Annotated in this window: 21 protein-coding genes, 1 tRNA gene and 1 pseudogene; 16 read left to right on the top strand and 7 right to left on the bottom strand. The window is 66.5% G+C overall.

From position 1 onward, the window contains the following. The first annotated feature begins 62 nt into the window (after positions 1-62). Positions 63-434, top strand: a complete 372-nt coding sequence (locus BLQ75_RS20450) for a cupin domain-containing protein (RefSeq protein ID WP_092604304.1) — start codon at positions 63-65, stop codon at positions 432-434. 44 nt (positions 435-478) lie between these two features. Here the strand turns inward: BLQ75_RS20450 and BLQ75_RS20445 are convergent, their stop codons facing one another. Genes BLQ75_RS20445 through BLQ75_RS20435 form a run of 3 tightly spaced genes read right to left on the bottom strand, consistent with a single transcriptional unit; the run spans position 479 to position 2166 of the window. Continuing rightward, positions 479-1054, bottom strand: a complete 576-nt coding sequence (locus tag BLQ75_RS20445; RefSeq protein ID WP_092604303.1) for a YdeI/OmpD-associated family protein — start codon at positions 1052-1054, stop codon at positions 479-481. 31 nt (positions 1055-1085) lie between these two features. Continuing rightward, positions 1086-1304 carry a DUF397 domain-containing protein gene (locus BLQ75_RS20440; RefSeq protein WP_092604302.1) on the bottom strand — a complete coding sequence of 73 codons (219 nt, stop codon included), beginning with the start codon at positions 1302-1304 and terminating at the stop codon, positions 1086-1088. Next, on the bottom strand, positions 1291-2166 hold the full coding sequence (locus BLQ75_RS20435; RefSeq protein ID WP_092604301.1) for a helix-turn-helix domain-containing protein: 876 nt from the start codon (positions 2164-2166) through the stop codon (positions 1291-1293). Before BLQ75_RS20435 ends, BLQ75_RS20440 begins: the two co-directional genes overlap by 14 nt. A 171-nt stretch (positions 2167-2337) precedes the next feature. Between BLQ75_RS20435 and BLQ75_RS20430 the strand changes: the two genes are divergently transcribed. Beyond that, positions 2338-2643: a hypothetical protein gene (locus BLQ75_RS20430; RefSeq protein WP_092604300.1), complete on the top strand. Its 306-nt coding sequence runs from the start codon at positions 2338-2340 to the stop codon at positions 2641-2643. 180 nt (positions 2644-2823) lie between these two features. On the opposite strand, the gene BLQ75_RS20425 is transcribed toward BLQ75_RS20430, so the two are convergent. Then, positions 2824-3246 carry a Cif family virulence factor gene (locus tag BLQ75_RS20425; protein ID WP_092604299.1) on the bottom strand — a complete coding sequence of 141 codons (423 nt, stop codon included), beginning with the start codon at positions 3244-3246 and terminating at the stop codon, positions 2824-2826. Positions 3247-3528: 282 nt separating this feature from the next. On the opposite strand from BLQ75_RS20425, the gene BLQ75_RS20420 reads away from it, so the two are divergent. Next, positions 3529-4233 carry a GNAT family N-acetyltransferase gene (locus BLQ75_RS20420; protein ID WP_092604298.1) on the top strand — a complete coding sequence of 235 codons (705 nt, stop codon included), beginning with the start codon at positions 3529-3531 and terminating at the stop codon, positions 4231-4233. 832 nt (positions 4234-5065) lie between these two features. Here the strand turns inward: BLQ75_RS20420 and BLQ75_RS23170 are convergent. Next, on the bottom strand, positions 5066-5446 hold the full coding sequence (locus BLQ75_RS23170; RefSeq protein WP_139183051.1) for a hypothetical protein: 381 nt from the start codon (positions 5444-5446) through the stop codon (positions 5066-5068). 261 nt (positions 5447-5707) lie between these two features. Here BLQ75_RS23170 and BLQ75_RS20415 point away from each other — a divergent pair, with 261 nt between their 5' ends. The 4 genes and pseudogenes from BLQ75_RS20415 to BLQ75_RS20405 form a co-directional block, all read left to right on the top strand. After that, positions 5708-6031 carry a type VII secretion target gene (locus BLQ75_RS20415; RefSeq protein WP_244515794.1) on the top strand — a complete coding sequence of 108 codons (324 nt, stop codon included), beginning with the start codon at positions 5708-5710 and terminating at the stop codon, positions 6029-6031. Positions 6032-6041: 10 nt separating this feature from the next. Next, entirely contained in the window at positions 6042-6761 is a 720-nt protein-coding gene (locus tag BLQ75_RS20410; RefSeq protein WP_092604296.1) for a hypothetical protein, read from the top strand. Continuing rightward, on the top strand, positions 6736-7152 hold the full coding sequence (locus tag BLQ75_RS23165) for a hypothetical protein (protein WP_139183050.1): 417 nt from the start codon (positions 6736-6738) through the stop codon (positions 7150-7152). The genes BLQ75_RS20410 and BLQ75_RS23165 overlap by 26 nt, the downstream gene beginning before the upstream one ends. 323 nt (positions 7153-7475) lie before the next feature. Beyond that, positions 7476-7658, top strand: a pseudogene (locus BLQ75_RS20405) (GNAT family N-acetyltransferase); the annotation flags it as partial. A gap of 92 nt (positions 7659-7750) precedes the next feature. On the opposite strand, the gene BLQ75_RS20400 reads toward BLQ75_RS20405, so the two are convergent. Beyond that, positions 7751-7827: transfer RNA gene (locus tag BLQ75_RS20400), tRNA-Pro, on the bottom strand. A 120-nt stretch (positions 7828-7947) separates the two neighbouring features. On the opposite strand from BLQ75_RS20400, the gene BLQ75_RS20395 reads away from it, so the two are divergent. From BLQ75_RS20395 to BLQ75_RS20385, 3 genes are all read left to right on the top strand, one after another. Then, entirely contained in the window at positions 7948-8334 is a 387-nt protein-coding gene (locus tag BLQ75_RS20395) for a DUF5313 family protein (RefSeq protein WP_092604294.1), read from the top strand. A gap of 136 nt (positions 8335-8470) precedes the next feature. Continuing rightward, a complete protein-coding gene (locus tag BLQ75_RS20390; RefSeq protein WP_092604293.1) occupies positions 8471-9793 on the top strand; it encodes an aspartate aminotransferase family protein in 1323 nt (440 codons plus the stop codon). 284 nt (positions 9794-10077) lie between these two features. Continuing rightward, positions 10078-10671, top strand: coding sequence for a class I SAM-dependent methyltransferase (locus BLQ75_RS20385; protein WP_092604347.1), 594 nt, complete (start codon positions 10078-10080; stop codon positions 10669-10671). Positions 10672-10699: 28 nt separating this feature from the next. On the opposite strand, the gene BLQ75_RS20380 is transcribed toward BLQ75_RS20385, so the two are convergent. Beyond that, positions 10700-12235: an ArnT family glycosyltransferase gene (locus tag BLQ75_RS20380; protein ID WP_170837598.1), complete on the bottom strand. Its 1536-nt coding sequence runs from the start codon at positions 12233-12235 to the stop codon at positions 10700-10702. A 140-nt stretch (positions 12236-12375) separates the two neighbouring features. On the opposite strand from BLQ75_RS20380, the gene BLQ75_RS20375 reads away from it, so the two are divergent. The 6 genes from BLQ75_RS20375 (at position 12376) to BLQ75_RS20350 (ending at position 20531) form a co-directional block, all read left to right on the top strand. Beyond that, positions 12376-12996, top strand: a complete 621-nt coding sequence (locus tag BLQ75_RS20375) for a TetR/AcrR family transcriptional regulator (protein WP_092604345.1) — start codon at positions 12376-12378, stop codon at positions 12994-12996. An 807-nt stretch (positions 12997-13803) separates the two neighbouring features. Next, positions 13804-15708, top strand: coding sequence for a 2-oxoacid:acceptor oxidoreductase subunit alpha (locus BLQ75_RS20370; RefSeq protein ID WP_092604292.1), 1905 nt, complete (start codon positions 13804-13806; stop codon positions 15706-15708). Positions 15709-15731: 23 nt separating this feature from the next. Beyond that, positions 15732-16766 carry a 2-oxoacid:ferredoxin oxidoreductase subunit beta gene (locus BLQ75_RS20365; RefSeq protein WP_092604344.1) on the top strand — a complete coding sequence of 345 codons (1035 nt, stop codon included), beginning with the start codon at positions 15732-15734 and terminating at the stop codon, positions 16764-16766. A gap of 90 nt (positions 16767-16856) precedes the next feature. After that, on the top strand, positions 16857-17597 hold the full coding sequence (locus tag BLQ75_RS20360) for a polysaccharide deacetylase family protein (protein WP_092604291.1): 741 nt from the start codon (positions 16857-16859) through the stop codon (positions 17595-17597). A gap of 202 nt (positions 17598-17799) precedes the next feature. Further along, positions 17800-19167, top strand: coding sequence for a nucleotide sugar dehydrogenase (locus BLQ75_RS20355; RefSeq protein WP_092604290.1), 1368 nt, complete (start codon positions 17800-17802; stop codon positions 19165-19167). A gap of 11 nt (positions 19168-19178) precedes the next feature. Then, complete coding sequence (locus tag BLQ75_RS20350) at positions 19179-20531, top strand: carboxylate--amine ligase (protein WP_244515791.1); 1353 nt, start codon at positions 19179-19181, stop codon at positions 20529-20531. The last annotated feature ends 9 nt before the right edge of the window (positions 20532-20540 follow it).

Genomic DNA, 20540 nt, shown 5'->3' with positions numbered 1-20540 from the left:
CGTGCGGTGGCGCTCGTCCGAAACCGCTCGATCCGACGGGGTCGCCGTGCCAGACTCCGGGCATGAGCGATCAACCGGTGGATATCGCCGAGAAGCTGTCCCGGGTCGCCGAGCACTGGGCGCCCAAGGTCGTGGCACGGCTCAACGACTACGAGATCAAGGTGGTCAAGGTCCAGGGCGAGTTCGTCTGGCACTCCCACGAGGACACCGACGAGCTGTTCCTGGTCGTCGACGGCGAACTGACCATTCAGCTGCCCGACGGCGACGTTCGACTACGCCCCGGGCAGTTGTACGTCGTTCCTCGCGGTGTGGAGCACTGCCCCGTGGCCGAGGGAGAGGTGCACGCGGTTCTCATGGAGCCGCGAGGAGTGGTCAACACCGGTGACGCGGCGGACAGCTCGCTGACGGCGTCCTACGACGACTCGTTGGCTTGATCGGCGGCCCCGGAACCACGCGGAAGGGGGTGGGGCGGTCTGGTTCAGCGCAACCCGCGGTGCTCGGCCGGCATGGCGACGAACCGCGAGATCCGGCGAGCGCGGGTGTCGGCGCGCTTGGCCTCGGCCACCCGGTGCAGGATCGCGTACCGGTTCTGGCTGTCGAGGTTGTCGAAGAACTCCCCGGCCGTCGGGTCGGCGTCCAGCTCACGCCGCAGGTCGTCGGGAACCGTGGCCGTGCGCTGCGGTTCGTGGGCCGCCTGCCACCTGCCCTCCTGCTCGGCCCTCTCGACCTGGCGGTGTCCGGGCTCGCGCATCCGTCCTTCCGCGATGAGGCGCTCCGCATTGTCCCGGTTGATCCGCGACCACTTGCTCCGAGGTTTGCGAGGGGTGAAGCGCTGCAACCAGGAGCTGTCGTCGTAGGAGCGCTTGACAGCGTCGATCCAGCCGAAGCACAGCGCCTCGTCCAGGGCTCGCGCGTAGGAGACGGAGTTCGTCGCCGCGTTCTTCTTCGCGATGCGCAGCCACACTCCCGTGGAGTCCGCGTGGTTGTCCGCCAACCAGTCCCGCCACTCCTCGCCGGAGGCGAATTCGAGCACCGGTTCGTTCTCGGTCGCCATGCCCCGATCCAACCAGAACCGGTTCCCGCTCTCAGCCGCGCTCCAGCGCTCCCCGCCGCACGGTGTCCAGGAAGCTGTTCCAGTGCGAGCGGTCGAAGACCAGCACGCCGCCGTGCGGGTTCTTCGAGTCCCGCATCGCCACGCCGCCGGTCGGGTAGGCGACCTCGACGCAGTTGCCGCCCTGGTCCGAGCTGCGGCTCGACCTACGCCAATACAATGAATCCACGTCGAATAACTCAGTGCTCGTCATCCGAGAACTCCTTCGCGATGGTTCGGATCATGCTGATCGATTCGTCCGGCGGTAGAGCGAGAGCGCAGAGATGTTCGAAAGCCACGGTGTGACTTTCGATCGCATGAGCTTCCTCGAGGTAGAGCGCACCCGAACGGTATTCCAGGAAAACCACGCCGGGGTCGTGTTCCCAGGGGAACCCCAACATGGTGAAGGGGCCTGTCATGCCCGGATGCGCTCCAGTGGTGAAAGGAACCACCTGGATGGTGATCTTGGGATCACGGGTGGCGTTCGCGAGACGTTCGAGCTGGAATCGCATGGTCTCCCGGCTGCCTACGAGGCGTCGCAGGACGGCTTCGTCCAATATTGCCCACAGACGTGGCGGGTTCTCGCGACCGAAGACCGACTGGCGAGACAGCCGAAACCGGGCCGAGGTTTCCAGCTCGTGCTCACTGCGCTCCATCGTACTGCGGCGTAGCAGTGCATTCGCGTAATCGCTGGTTTGCAAAAGTCCGGGCACGAGCTGGGCCTCGTAGGTTCGTATCCGGGAAGCGCCCTGTTCGAGCCCGACGAACAGTGAGAACCAGTCGGGCAACGTCTCCGAGCCGTAGCTTTCCCACCAACCTTTCCGGCGGGAGTTACTGGCAGCTTCGAGGTAAGTCGGCCAGCGTTCCTCCGGAACTCCGTAGAGCGGAAGCAGGACCTCTTCCAGGTCCCGGAGCACGACGGGGCGTTCGGCGGTCTCGATGTAGGAAACCTTCGCTTTGGTGCAGCGTAGTGCCTTGGCCACGTCCTTCTGTTCGAGACCGTTCTCTCTGCGGAGTCGGACCAGTTCGAAGGCCAGCCACCGTCGCCACACGGTCGGGCTCGATGTCTCCGTCACTCGCTGACTCCTCCGATGTGCTTCACCGCCCCGTAGTCTGCCCGATCGCGGTAGTACTCGATCGAGTGATCGCATGATGTTAACTCAAAAAATATAGTTAACAACAACCGAAGCGGTGATCACCGTCCGCTTCGGTGCACGTCAGAAGACTTCTCAGGTCAGGAGGTAGTCATGAGCGACAACGAGATCCTCGCGGCGGAGCACGCACCGGCTGAGCCGCTGGGAGACGAAGCCGAGTTCGCCGCGCTGGTGGAGAGCTTTGTTCGCGAGCAGGCGCCGCGCGTGTTCGCGCTGGTCGAGGAGATGGGGGAGCGTGGCGACGCCGAGATCTTCGCGTGGGGGATCGCCCTGGAGGAGCACGCCGAAGTGTTCGGCGCGTCGGGGCGGATGCGGGGAAGTTTCGGCTCCGCCGAGAGCGCGTGCGAGGTGTTGGGGATGGCTCGCGAGCTCCGACTGGTCTGGTTGTCGGATACGTGAGCCGATGCGGCGTCGCCCGGAGTAACGCGTCGTCGCCGCGGATTCGTGCTCGACGACGCGTTCACCGGTATTCACCTGGGGTCGGACAGCCGCAGGGAACCTTTCGGAAAATCGCTGTTCGGTCCACAGCGGTCGTGACCGCGCGGTTGTCCGTTCCCTCGGTCGGAGTGCGGTGATTGCTCAGGCGTGCGGCTCGACGATCGGCGTGTTCTGCGCGGCGGCCAGCCACCACCGCCCGTCCCGTTCGATCAGGGTGTACAGCGCCATCTCGGAGAAGCCCGTCTCGTCGAGCGCCCGGCGGCGGATGTGCGCGATCGCCACGCCGGGAGCCGGAGCGGTGACCCGCACGACCTCGAACCGCGAGGGTGGCGCCGCCTCCGTCGCCATGAGCACGCGATGCGTGTCGAGCAGCTCCTCGGCATCGTCCAGGGTCTCCCCGTAGGGACTGCCCCACAGCACGTCCGCCGCGAAGTCGCTGTCGTAGAGCTCGGCGTCGTAGGTGTCCAGGCCCCGCTGCAGCTGGGCGGTGAATCGCTCCACCGCCTGCTCGGCCACTTCCCGTGCTGCCGGATCGTCCAGTCGTGGGCGGATCTTCGTGGTCATGCGCTGCTCCTTCGAACGGAATCGGACCGAGGTTAGGACTTCGATCGAACTCGAAGTCAATCTCGTGGGGTGGGACGGGCGGTGGCATCGGCGAATCGGGGGTGAGGTCGTTCACTCCGGTCAGGCTGTCGTCGTGTTCACCCCTTCCGATTCGTCGCCCCCAGCACGACGATTTCCGCCACGACCAGCTTCCCGGGGCTCCGGAGGGGAGGGGAGCGCCCAGTGGGATGCTCCGGGGAAGGGGCCGCGGGTTCCCGGCTCACACTGAGGAGGGGCATCACGATGGTCGACCACGACGCGGAGGTACTCGACGACCCGGTCGGTGAGTCGCTGCGCGGGCATCACGCGCACCTGGCCCGTCGAGTCGGCCGGGCCGCCACCTACCAGCCGGAGGTCGCCACCTTCTGCGCGTTACCTCCCGATCCGGGGCAGGCGGCGTGGGCGGACCTGGCGCGGTTGCTCGGTCGCGAGGGACTGGCCGACATGTTCAGCTGCCCGGCGGCTCCACCCGCCGACTGGGAGCCGGTCTTCTCACTGGAAGGTCTCCAGATGATCCGGCCCGGTGACGGTCGAGTCGAGCGCGCTGGTGCCGAAGGAGACCCGGCCGTGCTGCAGCTGGGTGCCGAGGACGTTCCGGAGATGCTCGACCTCACCGCGCGGACCGCTCCGGGGCCGTTCCGGCCCCGGACCCACGAGCTCGGCACCTACCTGGGAGTTCGGGAGAACGGCGCTCTGGTCGCGATGGCGGGCGAACGGCTCCGCCCACCGGGCTGGACCGAGATCAGCGCGGTCTGCACCGCTCCCGAGGCGCGCGGGCGGGGTTATGCCGCCCGGTTGGTGCGTGCGCTGGTGGTGCGTATCGAGTCCCGGGGCGAGCGTCCGTTCCTGCACGCGGTCGCGTCCAACACCGGTGCCGTCGCGCTCTACGAGCGGCTCGGCTTCGTGATCCGCAAGCCGGTGACCTTCCGCGGGTTCCGGACACCGTGAGTCCTTGTCGTATCTCGGCGGAACATCAGCCCAGGGGCCGTGCTCCCGAAACCAGTGCTACTGAGAGCGGTCCGGGGCACCGGGGGCTCCGCGGTTTGGCCGCCGAATCGGCGATCGTCAGCAGAGGTCGAGACGAGAAACCGGACAGCCCTGTCAGTACTCGGAAAACAGCGGTCTACGCACTGTCCACGTACTGAAGCGTGGTGGATCGGCACCAGCGCCGAGGGGATAAGAACAACGAAAGAAGCCCGCTGCCCTGGCGCGTCATGGTTCTCAGACGATCGACGCGCACTCGTCCTCCGTCCCGTGGTCCTTGTTTTGTCAGGGGGATCGGTGGGCACCCAGAACCAGTGCGCGCACAGCAGGAATTAAATTGTCAAGTAGCTCTGACAATCCAATGTTCTCGGTTTTGAGTATCCGGCGGCGGGAGCGGAATCCCATCCAGGATGGAATCAATCAGTCGCTGGTCGCGTGCACCAACATTGTACTCTTTCACTGTCTCTCAGGGCAGAGCCTGTGAAGTAGTGCATCGGGTCTCCCGAGGCTTGGACAGGGCGGAGGGCGATTCGAAGGTGTACAGAAACTTCTCCCTTGCCCTGCCTTGAGTATTTTGTGTGGTCATGGGAGGTGTTTGGAGCGCAGTCCCAGATGATGACTGGTAGTGGCCGTCACCGAAACCTTCTCAGAATCTGTGTGCGGATCGGTTTCACTTAGCGCTTCGAAGGATATCGTGCCAATACACCTGTGCAGTCCTGTGGGGTGAGCCTTGACTGTTAGTCGGTAGATCACTGTTGCCAGCGCGTTGTCAGTGTTTATTCTTTTTCTGTTTCAATCAGCTGTCCACGGCCTCGTCAGAAAAATTTCGATGAGGTCGGTTCACGATTACTGATGCTCCGTCTTCGGAAGCACGGGCTTGCACCAAACGAGTCATGGAAGCTGCGTAGAAAACGAAAGGTGAACTGAAAAGCAGGACGAATCCGAGTCCTAGAAATCCGCCGAGCACGCCGCTCGGGTGGCCGATAACAAGACGTGCGATGAGTACACCGGGAATCAACACGAGAGCAGGCCAGAACATGAGCTGCGTAAGCACGAACAGGATCTTGCGCGTTCGCATGCACCGGTCGCAGAGTGGCCAGTCCCGCACTCCTATGATCTGCGTTTTTCTTGCTTTTTCGCCCAGCCGGCCAGCCATGCCGAGAGGATTGGCGCTCATGAAACGATTTCCTTGCGGCTTAGCGCGTGACTGGAGCACAAAGTCTCGCCGCTGGACCATATGGCGTCCATGCCGAACGCAGTACGATGGTAAACTGTCTGGTTTTTCCACTGTATCCGCTGGCAAGGCTATTTCTTGTCGTCGCTCCATCTTTCCTCCGGTGTCACCAAACCGTTACTGTTTCCTGGTGGGGTTCTCTGTAGGAGAGTACCAGGTGTGTGATAGGTTGCCAATGATGTATATTTCTTGTCAGCAGGAAACATGGGAAAGTTTATGAACTTTAGGGTCAACCCTGAAAGTGTTCAAGGGTTCAGTGAAAGATTGAACAGCTTGGTTGATGATTCTCGGATCGCTCAATCGTATTGTGAAGAATGGCTATCGTTTGGGTACTCCGAAGGCAGGATGTTTATCGCTGCGGTTGAAGCCGCAGAAGACGCTAAGCGGTCATTGGTCAGCAATTATCAGCGGTTGGCGGAAGTTCAACGCTCTGCGGCTGCCCAGGTAGAAAAGGCCGCTAATTTATATGAACAGACAGATCGGGGCGAGGCGGCACGCCTGGACAGCTCCTACAGGAAAACCGACTGAGGTCACTTCTATGGTTAGGGAACCATCATCTGCCCTGTCTGAACCGACACCGTCCGACCCGATTCCTGATCTTGCGGAAAACGTCATAGGTGCTAGTCAGTACATAAGCGTTTCATACTGGACCGGCAGAGCTTTTGATTTAGCGCTCGGGTTTAACCCTGGAGAGTGGGTTTCCGAGCAGTTCTCCGGCGACTGGGAGGTTGTTCAGCAAGCCGGTATCGCACTCGGAAATCTGAAAAAATTCAATGCTGAATTTGCCCAAGAGATTAATGATGCGATGCAGGATGTTTCCCATGATTGGGAAGGTGTTGCTGCGGATCAGGCCAGAACTTATTTTGAGGATCTGGCTAAAACGGTAAAGGAGCAACAAGAGACACTTGACGGTCTGAGTCAGCAGTTCGATCAGATGGCCACTGGAATGTACGAGACAGCAAAGGCCATTAAAGGATTTTTGGACATGCTTCTCGACTATGCTATCGCAATGGGTTTAGAACTTGCTGCTGCAGCGTTGAACGGATGGAACGTGGTCGGATCGGTAGCTGCTGGAGCGGCGTTTGCTGCTACTTTGACGAAAGCGATGGGAGTGGCGGGGCAAGCACTCCAGGCTCACACCGTTGCATGGAATTCTGTTCAAGCCACCGTAGGTGTGGTCGCCGGTTACGCCTCAGCGCTCAAGGATATTGAGAAGCACGTACTTCCTGAAAATGATTACGATCACCCTGGAGTGTGAGTTGTCAGGTCAAGACCAAGAGCCGATGATGGACGTAGCCCGCGGTGATGTCGGGCTGTCGCGACACCTCAGGAATTCGTTGCGAATTATTCGTGACAAGACTAACGACAGTGAATTTAAAGAAATGGCCGATGAGGTTATCGCAGGAAAGCGAAGCCTGCGTGAGGCAAGTCAATCCGACTTGTTCTCAAGGGTGCTGGACTCTCAGGTCGAAAAAGCTTCAATGGAAATTTCCTCGATGGACAGCGAGGAGCTCGATAGGCTCGCGCGCGCTGGTGAGAATCAACTCTCGGAGCTAGGGAAGGATCTCTCGAGGGAAACTGCTTCTGGCGTGCAAGACGATGAAGATTTCGATGATACGGACTACAGTAATAAGACGTGGTTGCACTGATAAGAAGGGGACGGTCTTCTCACTTGAAGATCTCCGGATGCGCCGGCTCGCGTGCCAACGAGCGGCTGAACCGCAGTCAGAACTGCATTTCGGCCCGGCTTCGTAGTCCTTACGCGCTCACTACCCCCACTGATCCACTCTTGTTCGGTTCTGCGGTTGATGCCGACAACGCGGCTGGCTTCACTGATGCTTCGTCTATCAGCCCGAGAAACCTCTGCTTCACCTCCGGGGGCGCCCTCTTGCCGTTAGGGCGTCCCCGACAGTGCCTCTCCTGTGCTTCATCACCTACCCACATGTCGGGTGTTGCGAGGTTGATTGGAAACCAAGGGCGCGGGCGGGGTTACGCCGCCCGGTTGGTGCGTGCGCTGGTGGTGCGTATCGAGTCCCGGGGCGAGCGTCCGTTCCTGCACGCGGTCGCGTCCAACACCGGTGCCGTCGCGCTCTACGAGCGGCTCGGCTTCGTGATCCGCAAGCCGGTGACCTTCCGCGGGTTCCGGACACCGTGACGTGCCTGCCCGGACCGACACCGCTGTGGGCGGGAGGCAACGAAAAAGCCCGCTGATCCGACACCACTTGCCGGATCAGCGGGCCTCACCGCTGGTCGGGACGGCGGGATTCGAACCCACGACCCCCTGACCCCCAGTCAGGTGCGCTACCAAGCTGCGCCACGTCCCGTTTCCTGCTGAACTGTGATCAGCTTACACCACCTCTCACGGCCCCGGAAAACGGGGGTGGTGCTCGTGCCCGCCCCTCCGGTCACGAGCGCTTCCTCGAGAGCGGGCTATCGTCGGGGCGATGGGCAAGCACCGACCCAACGCCCCGCAGTGGGTCTGGTACACGTTCGGTGGCAGGCTACCCGCTCACCTGGCCGAGTGGGTGCTGCACGACGTGACCTGTCGTACCTGGGTGCTTCGCCATCTCCTCAGGGCGCTGACACAGCTCGCCCCCTTCTGCGTGGTGGTGCTGTTGCTGCCCGGTCCGCTCCACATCCGGCTTTCCTCCCTGACGCTCGGCCTGCTCGTGGGGCTGTTCTACTCGATCAGCGCCATGGGGGAGAGCTGCGAACACCGCGTGATCAAGCACGGCTACCCGCCGGGGATCGGGCGCGAGACCCGTGCGATGTACCGCGAGGTCCGCAGGGCCACCCGGGACGAGGTCCGCAGGCGCCGACCCCCCGAATAACTCGTGCCGTTCCCGGCCGCTCGACGCGCCGCCCCGGTGTTGCTCCGCCCCCGCTTCGCCCATAGGTTCGACACCACGCTGGTCCGAAGAGGTGGTTCGGCCAGCCGTACCGGCGGCGCGGAGGATGGGAGCGACGATGAGCACCGAAGCTGGCTTCGACGACGGCGGGGAGCACGCGCGGCTGACGCGGCGACGTGCCGCCGTGATGCCGTCCTGGCTGTCGACCATGTACTCCGAGCCGATCGACATCGAGAGCGGGTCGGGCCGGCACGTGTGGGACGCCGAGGGCAACCGCTACCTCGACTTCTTCGGCGGTATCCTCACGACCATGACCGGGCACGCCGTACCGGAAGTGACCAAGGCGGTGTCCGAGCAGGCGGGCAGGATCCTGCACTCCTCGACGTTGTACCTGAACCGGCCGATGGTGGAGCTGGCCGAGCGGATCGCCGAGCTGTCGGGCCTGGACGACCCGAGGGTCTTCTTCACCACCAGCGGAACCGAGGCCAACGACACCGCCCTGCTGCTGGCCACGGGCTACCGTTCCTCCAACCAGATCCTGGCGCTGCGCAACAGCTACCACGGCCGTTCGTTCGCCTCGCTGGCCGTGACCGGTAACCGGAGCTGGTCACCGAGCAGCCTGTCGCCGGTGCAGACCAGCTACGTCCACGGCAGCCGCAGGCGCGGCACCGTGCTGGAGGGGTTGACCGACGAGGAGTTCACCGAGGCCTGCGTACGCGACCTGGAGGACACGCTCGACCAGCTCCACGGCAACGTGGCGTGTCTGATCGCCGAGCCGATCCAGGGCGTCGGCGGTTTCGCCGCTCCCCCCGACGGCCTGTTCGCGCGCTTCAGGGAAGTGCTCGACCGGCACGGCATCCTCTGGGTCAGTGATGAGGTGCAGACCGGTTGGGGACGCACCGGCGAGCACTTCTGGGGCTGGCAGGCGCACGCCGACAACGGGCCTCCGGACGTCGTCACCTTCGCCAAGGGCATCGGCAACGGTCTGCCGATAGCCGGGGTCGTCGCCCGGGGCGAGGTCATGGACAGCGTGGCGGCGAACTCGATCTCCACTTTCGGGGGAAGTCCGCTGACGGCCGCCGGTGCACTGGCCAACCTCGACTACCACCAACGTCACGATCTGCGGGGGAACGCGCGGCGGGTCGGTGCGGTGCTGCGTGCCGAACTCCGGGCGGCGGAGTCCCTGGCCTCGGTGGGCGGGATCCGGGGTAAGGGGCTGATGCTCGGGGTCGAGCTCGTTCGTTCCGACGGCGGTCCCGCTCCCGAGACGGCGGCCTTGGTCACCGAACGGGCGCGCGAGCGCGGTCTGCTGATCGGCAAGGGGGGACTGGAGGGCAACGTGCTGCGCGTCGCGCCTCCGTTGAGCCTCACCGAAGAGGAAGCGGTCGAAGGTGCCCGCGCGCTGGTCGAGGCGCTGCGTGCCGCCGACTCGTCCGTGTGATCCCCGCACGCCGAGGCGAGGTAGGGGCGCGTTGTCGCCGGGCGTGGGAGGAGCGGTTCTCCCCGGCAGCTAGGCTGTTATCGAGTGGGGCGTGCGTTCCGGATTCGGGGCGACTGCCCGCCCCAGCGACGCTCGGAATCAGACTTCGCGCCGTGGTCCATGACCGAAGAGCCGGTCACGGTCGGTGGGCACGGCACGGACCGAACCGGACGAGAAGGCCACCCTTGACACGATCCTCGCAGTCCCGCCCCGGTGCCGCCGGGCTCGTATCGCGCGGCAGCACGATGCTGTCCGAGTACCGCACCTTCGTGACCCGTGCGGTGCGCGAACCCTCCACCGTCGGTGCCGTCCTGCCCAGCTCGCCGGTGCTGGCCAGGGAGATGGCCGCCATCGTGCCGAGCACCGAACGACCGGTGGTCGTCGAACTGGGGCCCGGAACCGGCGCGCTCAGCGGGGCCATCGCCGAACGTGTCCCCGAGGGAGGCCGCCACATCGCCGTGGAGGTCGATCCCGGTATGTGCGAGCACCTGCGCAGCACAGCGCCCTGGCTGGAGGTCGTGCGGGGGGACGCGATGCGGCTGGGTGAACTGCTCGCCGAGAACGGGGTTGACTCGGTGGACGCGGTGGTCAGCGGACTGCCCTGGTCGCTGTTCACCGCCGAGTCGCAGCGGCGGATCCTGCGCGAGGTCGGCTCCGTGCTCGCCCCGGGCGGCGGGTTCACCACCATCGCCTATGCGCACGCACTCGGAATGTCCGGTGCCCGGCGGTTCCGCAGTCGACTGGGGGACGCGTTCGACGAGGTGATCACCACACGCACCGTGTGGCGCAATGTCCCGCCCGCCCGGACCTACGTCTGCCGCAGGCCCGTGGTGGCCTGAGCGCCGGTCGGCGGGGCGGCGCCCCGGATCACGCGGTCCGGATCCGGGGCCAGAGTTCGGACCAGCTCAGCTCGGGCTCCGTGTGGAGCGTGACGGCGACGCCGCGCGCTATGTTGACCACGTCGTGCTCGGTGCGCACGGTGTCCAGCTGTTCACGTTCCCCGAAGTAGGGCGCCAGCGGCTGCTCGATGCCGACGTAGAGCACCGCCCTCGCCGAGTCGGGCGGGGCGCCGAAGAACCAGTAGCCCCGGTGCGGGCTGTAGACCCGGGGTATCCCGAGCTCCCTCCCGTGCACGTCCAGTGCCGCCGCGAGCGGGTAGTTCTCCGCCACCACCACGGTGTCCTCGCGGAGTTCGGCGGGAAGCCCGCGGTAGGCGGCCGCGGTGGTTCGCGCCAGTTCCGGCCAGCCCGTCTCGTACATCCTGCTGTAGTTGGTCAGTTCCGGGTGGGCGGCCAGCAGCGGCAGTGGGTAGATCGGCAGCAGTGCGATCGGCAGCAGCGCCGACAACGGGTAGGCCACCCAGGGTATCCACCGCCTGCGGTTCTTCCCGCGCCGTTCTCGGCGGTGCTGGAGCCCGACGGCCCCGGCCGCGAACAGCATCCCGAAGAGTCCCGCCGGATAGTTCGGCCTGCCGCTGGCGACGACGAAGAACAGCACCAGGCCGACCACCGTCCAACCGAGGAAGCGGTACCGGGCCAGTTCGGGAGCGCGCAGCAGTTGCCACAGGCCGTAGCAGCACAGCACGGCTCCCACCACGACGCCGGAGAACAGCAGCGCGTTCGGCACGAACAGCCAGCGCCGCGTCTCGCCCGCCACCACTGTCCCCATGTCCAGGGCGGGCCATCCGTTCCGGTGCTGCCACAGCAGGGTCGGCACGGCTGTGCCCAGGACGAGCCCCGCGCCGCCCCACAGTGCGGGACGGCGCAGCAGCCGGCGCGGTCCCACGGCGGCAACGGCCGAGAGTACGGCCACGCACAACAGCACCACCTGGAACTTGGTCTGCACCCCCACGGCGACGACCGCGCTCGCGCCCCACAGCAGCCGGTCCCCGCCCGAACCGGTGTGGTGCAGGCGGGTCCAGCGGATCAGCAGCCACAGGACCAGTCCCCACTCCAGCGGGGCCAGCGTCGCCGCCGCCAACCAGTGCCCGCTGAGCAGCAGCCACGGCGAGACCGCGTAGGCGGCGGCGGCCAGGGTCTGCGCGCGGCGATCCCCACCGAGCTCCCTGGCCATCAGTGCGGTGAGCAGGATTCCGGCGGCGGTCACCAGGGCAGGGACGAACCGGAACACCAGTAGCGACCCGGGTGCCACCGCATCGGCCCACCGGGCCAGCAACGGGACCAGCGGTTGCTGGTCCATGTAGCCCCAGTCCAGGTAGTACTTGCCCGCCGCGAGGAAGTACAGCTCGTCGGAGAGATAGCCGTAGCGTCCGCTGAGCAGCAGCAACAACACCGCGGTGGTGCCGGCGAGCAGCAGTACCGGCACTCGCGCCAGCGGGGCGACCGAGGTCGCGGTGCGCTGTCGCACGTCGTGCTGTTCGACGGCGGGTAAGAAGGCGGGCACTACTGACTCTCCTCCCGGTGAGCTCGACCTCGATCAGCTTAGGCACCCGTTCGGGACAGCGTGGCGGGCTGGTCCGAGCGCTGTGGGCGGATCGGCGGTGCTCCCGGCGAACTCGCGTTCGAGGCCGGACAATGTCGGTGATGACCGGCGGGAATCGGGTGAGCGGGGGAGAGCGCGGTTCGGGGCGCAGGGCGGAGCTGCTGTCCATAGCCGCGGAGATGTTCGCGGTTCGGGGAGTCGCGGCCACCACGGTGCGTGAGATAGCCGACGAGGCCGGGATCCTGTCCGGCAGTCTCTACCACCACTTCGAGTCGAAGGAGGCGATGGTCGACGAGATCCTGCGCGGCTACCTGAGTGCCCAGCTCGAGCGGTTCCGGCGAGTGGTCGAGGCCGGTTACGAGCCTTATACGACGGTGGGCGAGCTGATCCACGAGTCGTTCGCGGCGCTGCACCGTCACCGCTGGGCCATGGCGATCCTGCACAACGAGGCGGGGCGCCTCGCCGAGTTCGACAGGTTCGGCTACATCGAGTCCGCGAACCGGGAGTTCGAGCGCATCTGGGTCCGGGTGCTGCGGCAGGGGCAACGAAACGGGGTGTTTCGAGCGGGGCTCAGTCCTCGGCTGGCGCACCGCTTCATCAGGGACTCCGTCTCCGCCTCGGTACGTTGGTACAACCCGAGCGGGCGCATGAGCGTTCGGGGGATCGCCGAGCAGTACACCCGCATCTTCCGCGACGGCATGGTCGCTCCGGGAGGGGAGTGATGTCGGGGAGTTCCGAAACCGTCCCCCGAGTCGGGAATGACGGCGCCGCTTCCCGGATCGTGGGAAAATCGGTACGAGCACCCCTGCCGGGCGGAGATCGCGAGTGCCGCACCGTGGCGCGAAAACGGTGGAAGCGCGATATGGCCGAAGTCACATTCATCGTTTTGTGGCTGTTTCGGGAATTCGGAACCGCGATCAGGAATTTCCCGGAAAACGACGAGTCCGACGGCGAATGTCCGTCTCCGCCGGAATTTCCCCGTGGTGGAGTGCACCCCTCGAGACGTGCTCGGCGGTGAGTGCCGTGGTCGCGGAGTGTCCCACAGCGATCAGCCGACCGGGGCGGCCCCCGGGCGGCCCGGAAGCGGGGCGCGTCGCCCCCCGGAGACGCGCGACCGTGCCCGTGCCCTCGTTTCCGGGGACGCGGCGTGGCCGTCCTCAATTCCGATGAGCGAGATCTACTCCGGGGAACCGCTCTTTCCGGGCCTCCTCGGGCGAGCGGCCAACGACGAGGGGTGCTGGACGTCGGTGCGGTGCTTGTCGGGATTCCCCAGCCGTGTGGAGGACGTCCGTGCGATGTGCGGGGGTGTTTCCGATTCTTCCGTCGAATGCGGTTTTCTTCCGATCGCTCTGCGGAATGCCAGCTGCGGAACGGAATACGACGACTGCCGAACTCGTCGTACTACGAGTATGCTGCGGGCGGGCCGCGACTTGATCGCCGGACGCGGTTCACGGTACGAACAGCGGCGGTGGACGAGTGGCCCATTCCGCGATGGGTGCTTCCTCGCACGGTGAAAGGGAACTGGTCAAGTGGTGGCGACGAACGGGCAGCGGACGGAGTCCGATCCTGAGGGGCAGCAGCCGGACACGCTGCGCAAGGTGAACCGTGTCGTGATCCGGTTCGCCGGGGACTCCGGTGACGGTATGCAGTTGACCGGCGACCGGTTCACCTCGGAGGCGGCCGCGTTCGGCAACGATCTGGCGACGCTGCCGAACTACCCGGCTGAGATCCGGGCCCCGGCCGGGACCCTGCCGGGGGTGTCGAGCTTTCAGCTGCACTTCGCCGACTACGACATCCTCACCCCGGGTGACCGGCCGGACGTGCTGGTGGCGATGAACCCGGCGGCGCTCAAGGCCAATCTCGGTGATCTCCCGGCCGGAGCGACCGTGGTGGTCAACACCGACGAGTTCACCAAGCGGAACCTGAAGAAGGTGGGCTACGAGCAGTCCCCGCTGGAGACCGACGAACTGGAGCGGTTCACGGTCCACCGGGTCGCGATGAGTGAACTCACCAAGGGGGCCGTGGCCGAGACGGGCTTGACCCGCAAGGAGGCCGAGCGCTGCAAGAACATGTTCGCGCTCGGGCTGTTGTCCTGGATGTATCACCGTCCCACCGACAACACCGAGCGCTTCCTGCGCGAGAAGTTCTCCGGTAAGCCCCAGGTGGCGGAGGCCAACCTGCTGGCGTTCCGGGCGGGATGGAACTACGGGGAGACCACGGAGTCGTTCGCCGTGGCCTACGAGGTCGAGCCCGCCAGCCTGCCCGAAGGAACCTACCGGCAGGTCACCGGCAACCTGGCCCTGGCCTACGGTCTGGTGGCGGCGGGACAGCGCAGCGAGCTGCCGGTGTTCCTCGGCAGTTATCCGATCACTCCGGCCTCGGACGTGCTGCACGAGATGGCCAAGCACAAGAACTTCGGCGTGACCACCTTCCAGGCCGAGGACGAGATCGCGGGAGTCGGAGCCGCGTTGGGAGCCTCCTTCGGCGGTTCCCTGGGGGTGACGACCACCTCCGGGCCCGGGCTGGCGCTGAAGTCCGAGACGATCGGGCTGGCGGTGGCCCTGGAGCTGCCGATGCTGATCTGCGACATCCAGCGCGGCGGCCCTTCGACGGGACTGCCCACCAAGACCGAACAGGCCGACCTGCTGCAGGCGTTGTACGGGCGTAACGGAGAGTCACCGGTGCCGGTGCTGGCGCCGCGCTCCCCTGCGGACTGCTTCGACATCGCGATGGACGCCGCGCGGATCGCGCTGACCTACCGCACCCCGGTGCTGCTGTTGTCGGACGGAGCCACCGCCAACGGTTCCGAGCCCTGGCTGATCCCGGACGTCTCCGAACTCCCGGACCTGCGCGTGAGTTTCGCCGACTCCCCCAACGCCCCGGACGGTTCCGAGGAGTTCTGGCCCTACCAACGCGATCCGCGGACCCTGGCGCGCGAGTGGGCGGTCCCCGGTACTCCCGGCCTGGAGCACCGGGTCGGTGGACTGGAGAAACTGGACGGCAAGGGCAGCATCTCCTACGACCCGGACAACCACGACGCGATGGTGCGGCTCCGGCAGCGCAGGATCGACGGCATCGAGGTGCCCGACGTGCCGGTCGAGGACCCGGACGGGGACGCTCGGGTCCTGGTGCTCGGGTGGGGCTCGTCCTACGGGCCGATCGGTGCCGCTTGCCGCAGGTTGCGGGCGCGCGGCATGCCGGTCGCCCAGACGCATCTGCGGCATCTCAACCCCATGCCGGGCAATCTCGGTGAGGTGCTGCGCCGCTATGACAGGGTCGTGGTGCCGGAGATGAACATGGGGCAGCTTGCGATGTTGCTGCGGTCGCGGTACCTGGTGGACGCCCAGTCCTACACCAAGGTGGCGGGATTGCCGTTCCAGGCCGAGGAGTTGGAAAACGTGCTGTCCGATGTGGTGCAGGGAGTCGAGCTGTGACGACGAATCTGGGACTTCCCACGATGGGTGGACTGGCCGGGGTACCCGCCGCCGACGAGGAGTACTCGGCCAAGGACTTCACCAGCGACCAGGAGGTCCGCTGGTGCCCCGGATGCGGTGACTACGCCGTGCTGGCCGCCGTTCGTGGTTTTCTTCCCGAACTCGGCATCAAGCGGGAGAACACCGTGTTCGTCTCCGGCATCGGCTGCTCGGCCCGCTTCCCGTACTACATGAACACCTACGGGATGCACTCCATCCACGGCCGGGCCCCGACCATCGCCACCGGTCTGGCGACCACACGCCCCGACCTGTCGGTGTGGGTGGTCACCGGGGACGGTGACGGACTGTCCATCGGCGGCAACCACCTGATCCACGCGCTGCGGCGCAACGTCAACATCACCGTCCTGCTGTTCAACAACAGGATCTACGGGTTGACCAAGGGGCAGTACTCACCGACCTCGGACCAGGGTATGGTCACCAAGTCCACCCCAGCCGGTTCCCTGGACACCCCGTTCAATCCGGTCTCGCTCGCGTTGGGGGCCGAGGCCGGCTTCGTGGCCCGCACCCTGGACTCCGACCGCGCGCACCTGACCGAGACCCTGCGGGCCGCCGCCCAGCATCGCGGTTCGGCGTTGGTGGAGATCTACCAGAACTGCCCCATCTTCAACGACGGTGCCTTCGACGTGCTCAAGGACGCCGACGAGAAGCAGCGCAGGCTGATCCAGCTGCGACACGGCGAGCCCGTCACGTTCGGACCGGAGGACGAGCGCTTCGGGGTGGTTCGTGACGAACGGGGCGAGCTCCGGGTGGCCAAGCTCGCCGAGGTGGACGAGCGGGACCTGGTGGTGCACGACGCCCAGCGTGCCGACACCTCCCACGCTTTCGCTCTCTCACGGCTCGGCGGCCAGGACCTCGACCCCACCGTGACCGGCGTCTTCCGCGCCGTCGATCGCCCCACCTACGACGACCAGGCCAGGCAGCAGCTCGACGAAGCCGCCCAGCAACGTCCCGCCGACCTGCAACAGCTGCTCACCGGGCGCGACACCTGGACAATCTGAGGTAGTCCCGATACCCGCCTTGAGGGATTCGTCCCGGCTGGGGACCGGTTACCGTCAACTCCGCGCGAGTGGTCGTAGCGGGGGTGGACGATGATCGGCTCGGAATTGGCGGGTGTTGATCAGCGGTTGCCCGGCGGCGCACCGCCGGTGCTGATGTATCACTCCGTGCAGGACTACGTGAGCGATCCCTACCGGGTGACGGTGCGTCCGGAGCGGTTCGCGCGGCAGCTGCGCTGGCTGCGCCTGCGCGGCTGGACCGGTGTGGGGATGGGGGAACTGCTGCGCGCGCACCGGCGGGGACGTGCCCGGGGACTCGTGGGACTCACCTTCGACGACGGCTACGCCGACTTCGACGACACCGTGGTGGCGACGCTGCGCGAGCACGGTTTCACCGCCACGGTGTTCGTGCTCGCCCACCGGCTCGGCGGGTACAACGCCTGGGACGGCGACGGCCCGCGCAAGTCCCTGATGAACGCCGAACAGGTCCGACGCGTCGCGCGACAGGGCATGGAGATCGGCTCGCACGGTCTGCTGCACCGCCCGTTGTCCGAGCTCCCGCACACCGAGATGGTCGACGAGGTGCACCGCAGCCGCGCCGAACTCACCGAGCTGCTGGGGGTCGCCGTGGAGGGGTTCTGCTATCCCTACGGGGACCTCGACCGGCGGACGATGCGGGAGGTCGACCAGGCCGGGTACTCCTACGCCTGCGCGGTGCGTCCGGCCTCACTGGCGTGCGGACTCGCCATACCGCGCATCCACGTGGGAGACCGTGACAACGAGCTCCGGCTGGAAGCCAAGAGGTGGCGCGCACGCCTGCGCCCCGTCCAGTGACCCCGGGACGCTTCTCGCGACCGCCTTCGACCCGTCGAACCGGCGGGGCGGGGACGGCGGTCGAGAACCCCGTGAACGGGTGCGGCACACCCCCGAAGGGGTAGACGCTTTTCACCACTGCGGATGAGGAGAACGGGCTCTTCCGGTGGGATGGTCGAACCGCGTCGGCAGCGATGCGGCACCGTCTATCCGGGGAGGAACCGTGGGGGAACTTCCGCTCTCACTGGCGGTCAACGGCCGGGAGTACGAGTTCAACGACCGGCTCGTGAGCTATTCGTCGATCAGGGACACCGACAACGGCGTGGTGCCCTCCGCTCTGGGGTCGGTGGCGGTGGTCGGGCTGGGTTACGTCGGACTGCCGACGGTGGTGGAGTTCCACGCCAAGGGGATCGACGTGATCGGTGTGGACACCAGCCCGGAACGGCTGCGAACCATACTGGACGGCGAGGTCGAGCTGGCCGAGCCCGATCGGAACGCACTGCGCCACGGGATCGCTACGGGCGGAATCCGGCTCACTTCGGACAGCGGTTCCCTCGGTGAGACGGAGGCGGTCGTCGTCTGCGTGCCCACACCGGTGCGCGAGGACGGCACTCCCGACCTGGTGGCCCTGCGCGCCGCCTGCACCGATGTGGCCGAACACGCCCGTCCCGGCCAAACCGTGATCCTGACCTCGACCACGTACGTGGGCACCACGCGCGAACTGCTGGTCGAACCCCTGCGGCGTCGCGGATTGTCCCCGGGGCAGGACGTCCACGTGGCGTTCAGCGCTGAGCGGATCGACCCGGGAAACCCCGACCACCGACAACAGGACACGCCGCGCGTCGTCGGAGGGGTCACCGGGCGCTGCTCGATCCTGGCCGCCGAGGTGATCAACCAGGTAACGGGGTCCGTGTTCCTGGTCAGCTCGCCGGAGGCCGCCGAGCTGACCAAGCTGTACGAGAACATATTCCGCGCCGTCACGCTCGCGCTGGCCAACGAGTTCGCCGAGGTGTGCCGCGAGCTGGAGCTGGATCCGATCGAGGTGACCCTGGCGGCGGGGACCAAACCGTACGGTTTCCTCGGAGGTTTCCCCGGCCCCGGGGTGGGCGGCCACTGCATTCCCTGCGACCCCTACTACCTGCTGTGGCAGCTGCGTGGTCAGGGAAGGTCGGCTCCGCTGCTGGAACAGGTGATGCGCGTGATCCGGGACCGCCCGCAGCAGGTGGTCACGCGTGCCGCCGAACTGCTGAAGGAGACCGAGGTCGGTGTGGAGCGCGCACGCGTCCTGGTGGTGGGGGTCAGCTACAAGGCCGGAGTGGCCGACTTGCGCGAGTCGCCGGCGCTGCCCATCCTGGCCGGGCTCGCGGACCTGGGGGCCGAGATCGGCTACTACGATCCGCTGGTTCCGCGAGTCCGGCTCCCCGACGGCATCGAGCTGACGAGCCGGGAGAGCCCGGCGGCAGGGGAGTGGGACCTCGTGCTGGTGCACACGCCCCACCCGGAGTTCGACTACCGCTGGGTCGGCCGTTTTCCGCTCGTGCTCGACGCCACCTACCGGTTCGAACACGCACCACATCGCAGGCTCGTGTGAGGGAGGACGCCGTGCGCGGTCCACGGAACACACCTTCGCCCGCGGCCGGGGCGTTCGACACCACCACACCCGCCGTGGTGCTCAAACTGGACAGCAACCCGCTGCACCACGGTGGCCTCGGGGTCATTCGCGGCCTGGGAAGGCTGGGTGTGCCGGTCTACGGTGTCTGCGAGGATCCGCTCGCGCCCGCGGCTCACTCCCGCTACCTGCACGGCCGCTGGCAGTGGCGCGCCGGTGCGGGCACCGAACCGGACATCGTGGACGGGCTGGCGCGGATCGCCGAACGGCTCGGTGGCCCCACCGTGGTGTTGCCCACCGACGACGCGGGAGCGATCCTGCTGGCCGAGCGCGCCGCCGAGCTGCACCCCTGGCTGCTGTTCCCGCGCCCCCCGGCCGACCTGCCGAGGAAACTGGCGGGCAAGGACTCGCTGCACCGGCTCTGCCGTGCCCACGGTGTACCCGGCCCCGTGACCGAGACGGTCACCACCTGGCCCAGGGCGCGCGCGTTCGCTGCCTCGGCCGGTTATCCGCTGGTGGCGAAGCTCGCCGCTCCCTGGCTTCGGCGGGGTTCGCGAGTGGCCAGCACCAGCTTGGTGCACACGCCGAACCAGCTCGCCGAACTGCATCGTGCGGCGGGGCAACCGATCGTGCTGCAGGAGTTCCTGCCCCGCGCCGCGGAAGAACCGGGGCGGGGACAGGACTGGTTCCTCCACGGCTACCTGGCCGACGAACCGGCGCGGAGTCCGGTGTGCACCGGGGTCAAGGAACGTTCCTACCCGTCCTCGGCCGGTCTGACCAGTTTCGGCCGTTGGGTGGTCAACGACGAGATCGAGCGGAGCGCCATCGAGCTGCTGCGAAGTACCGGTTTCCGCGGCATCGTCGACATGGACTGGCGTTGGGACCCCAGGGACGACCGCTACAAGCTGCTCGACTGCAACCCGCGGCTGGGTGCCCAGTTCCGGCTGTTCAGCGACTGGGCCGGAATCGACCTGGCAGTGGCCGCCTATCTCGAACTGACCGGTCAGCGGGTGCCGAACATAGCCCGTTGCCCCGAACGCCGGTTCGTGGTGGAGAACTACGACCCGCTGGCCGCGTTCGACGGTTGGCGCAGCGGTCGCCTCGGAGTCCGGGAGTGGGTCGACTCGCTGCGTGGCGCCGAGGAACCGGCCTGGTTCGCACGGGACGACCTGGCTCCGTTCGGGCTGATGTGCCTGCGCATGGGGTGGCGGGCGCTGTCGCGCCGGATTCCGCTGCCACGACGGGCACGGCGGGCACGTCCCCCCGAGTTTCACACCGGACGTGCCGGGAACCGGCAGGAGACCTCGGCCCGGCCACCGAACCGGACGAACCGAGTACCGAGTTGAGGGGGTCCA

Origin of the sequence: Actinopolyspora xinjiangensis (assembly GCF_900104475.1) — a bacterium.
Lineage (GTDB): Bacteria > Actinomycetota > Actinomycetes > Mycobacteriales > Pseudonocardiaceae > Actinopolyspora > Actinopolyspora xinjiangensis.
The sequence above is the reverse complement of the archived record's forward strand: the minus strand, read 5'-3'. Positions and strand labels throughout refer to the sequence as shown.

What these genes read in the sequence shown, in the direction of transcription:
- BLQ75_RS20425 (WP_092604299.1), bottom strand. Translation starts at nt 3,246, where the DNA reads ATGACCACGAAGATCCGCCCACGACTGGACGATCCGGCAGCACGGGAA.
- BLQ75_RS23170 (WP_139183051.1), bottom strand. Translation starts at nt 5,446, where the DNA reads ATGAGCGCCAATCCTCTCGGCATGGCTGGCCGGCTGGGCGAAAAAGCA.
- BLQ75_RS20420 (WP_092604298.1), top strand. Translation starts at nt 3,529, where the DNA reads ATGGTCGACCACGACGCGGAGGTACTCGACGACCCGGTCGGTGAGTCG.
- BLQ75_RS20365 (WP_092604344.1), top strand. Translation starts at nt 15,732, where the DNA reads ATGGGTGGACTGGCCGGGGTACCCGCCGCCGACGAGGAGTACTCGGCC.
- BLQ75_RS20395 (WP_092604294.1), top strand. Translation starts at nt 7,948, where the DNA reads ATGGGCAAGCACCGACCCAACGCCCCGCAGTGGGTCTGGTACACGTTC.
- BLQ75_RS20440 (WP_092604302.1), bottom strand. Translation starts at nt 1,304, where the DNA reads ATGACGAGCACTGAGTTATTCGACGTGGATTCATTGTATTGGCGTAGG.
- BLQ75_RS20375 (WP_092604345.1), top strand. Translation starts at nt 12,376, where the DNA reads ATGACCGGCGGGAATCGGGTGAGCGGGGGAGAGCGCGGTTCGGGGCGC.
- BLQ75_RS20385 (WP_092604347.1), top strand. Translation starts at nt 10,078, where the DNA reads ATGCTGTCCGAGTACCGCACCTTCGTGACCCGTGCGGTGCGCGAACCC.
- BLQ75_RS20430 (WP_092604300.1), top strand. Translation starts at nt 2,338, where the DNA reads ATGAGCGACAACGAGATCCTCGCGGCGGAGCACGCACCGGCTGAGCCG.
- BLQ75_RS20410 (WP_092604296.1), top strand. Translation starts at nt 6,042, where the DNA reads ATGGTTAGGGAACCATCATCTGCCCTGTCTGAACCGACACCGTCCGAC.
- BLQ75_RS20360 (WP_092604291.1), top strand. Translation starts at nt 16,857, where the DNA reads ATGATCGGCTCGGAATTGGCGGGTGTTGATCAGCGGTTGCCCGGCGGC.
- BLQ75_RS20415 (WP_244515794.1), top strand. Translation starts at nt 5,708, where the DNA reads ATGGGAAAGTTTATGAACTTTAGGGTCAACCCTGAAAGTGTTCAAGGG.
- BLQ75_RS20450 (WP_092604304.1), top strand. Translation starts at nt 63, where the DNA reads ATGAGCGATCAACCGGTGGATATCGCCGAGAAGCTGTCCCGGGTCGCC.
- BLQ75_RS20445 (WP_092604303.1), bottom strand. Translation starts at nt 1,054, where the DNA reads ATGGCGACCGAGAACGAACCGGTGCTCGAATTCGCCTCCGGCGAGGAG.
- BLQ75_RS20390 (WP_092604293.1), top strand. Translation starts at nt 8,471, where the DNA reads ATGAGCACCGAAGCTGGCTTCGACGACGGCGGGGAGCACGCGCGGCTG.
- BLQ75_RS23165 (WP_139183050.1), top strand. Translation starts at nt 6,736, where the DNA reads ATGATTACGATCACCCTGGAGTGTGAGTTGTCAGGTCAAGACCAAGAG.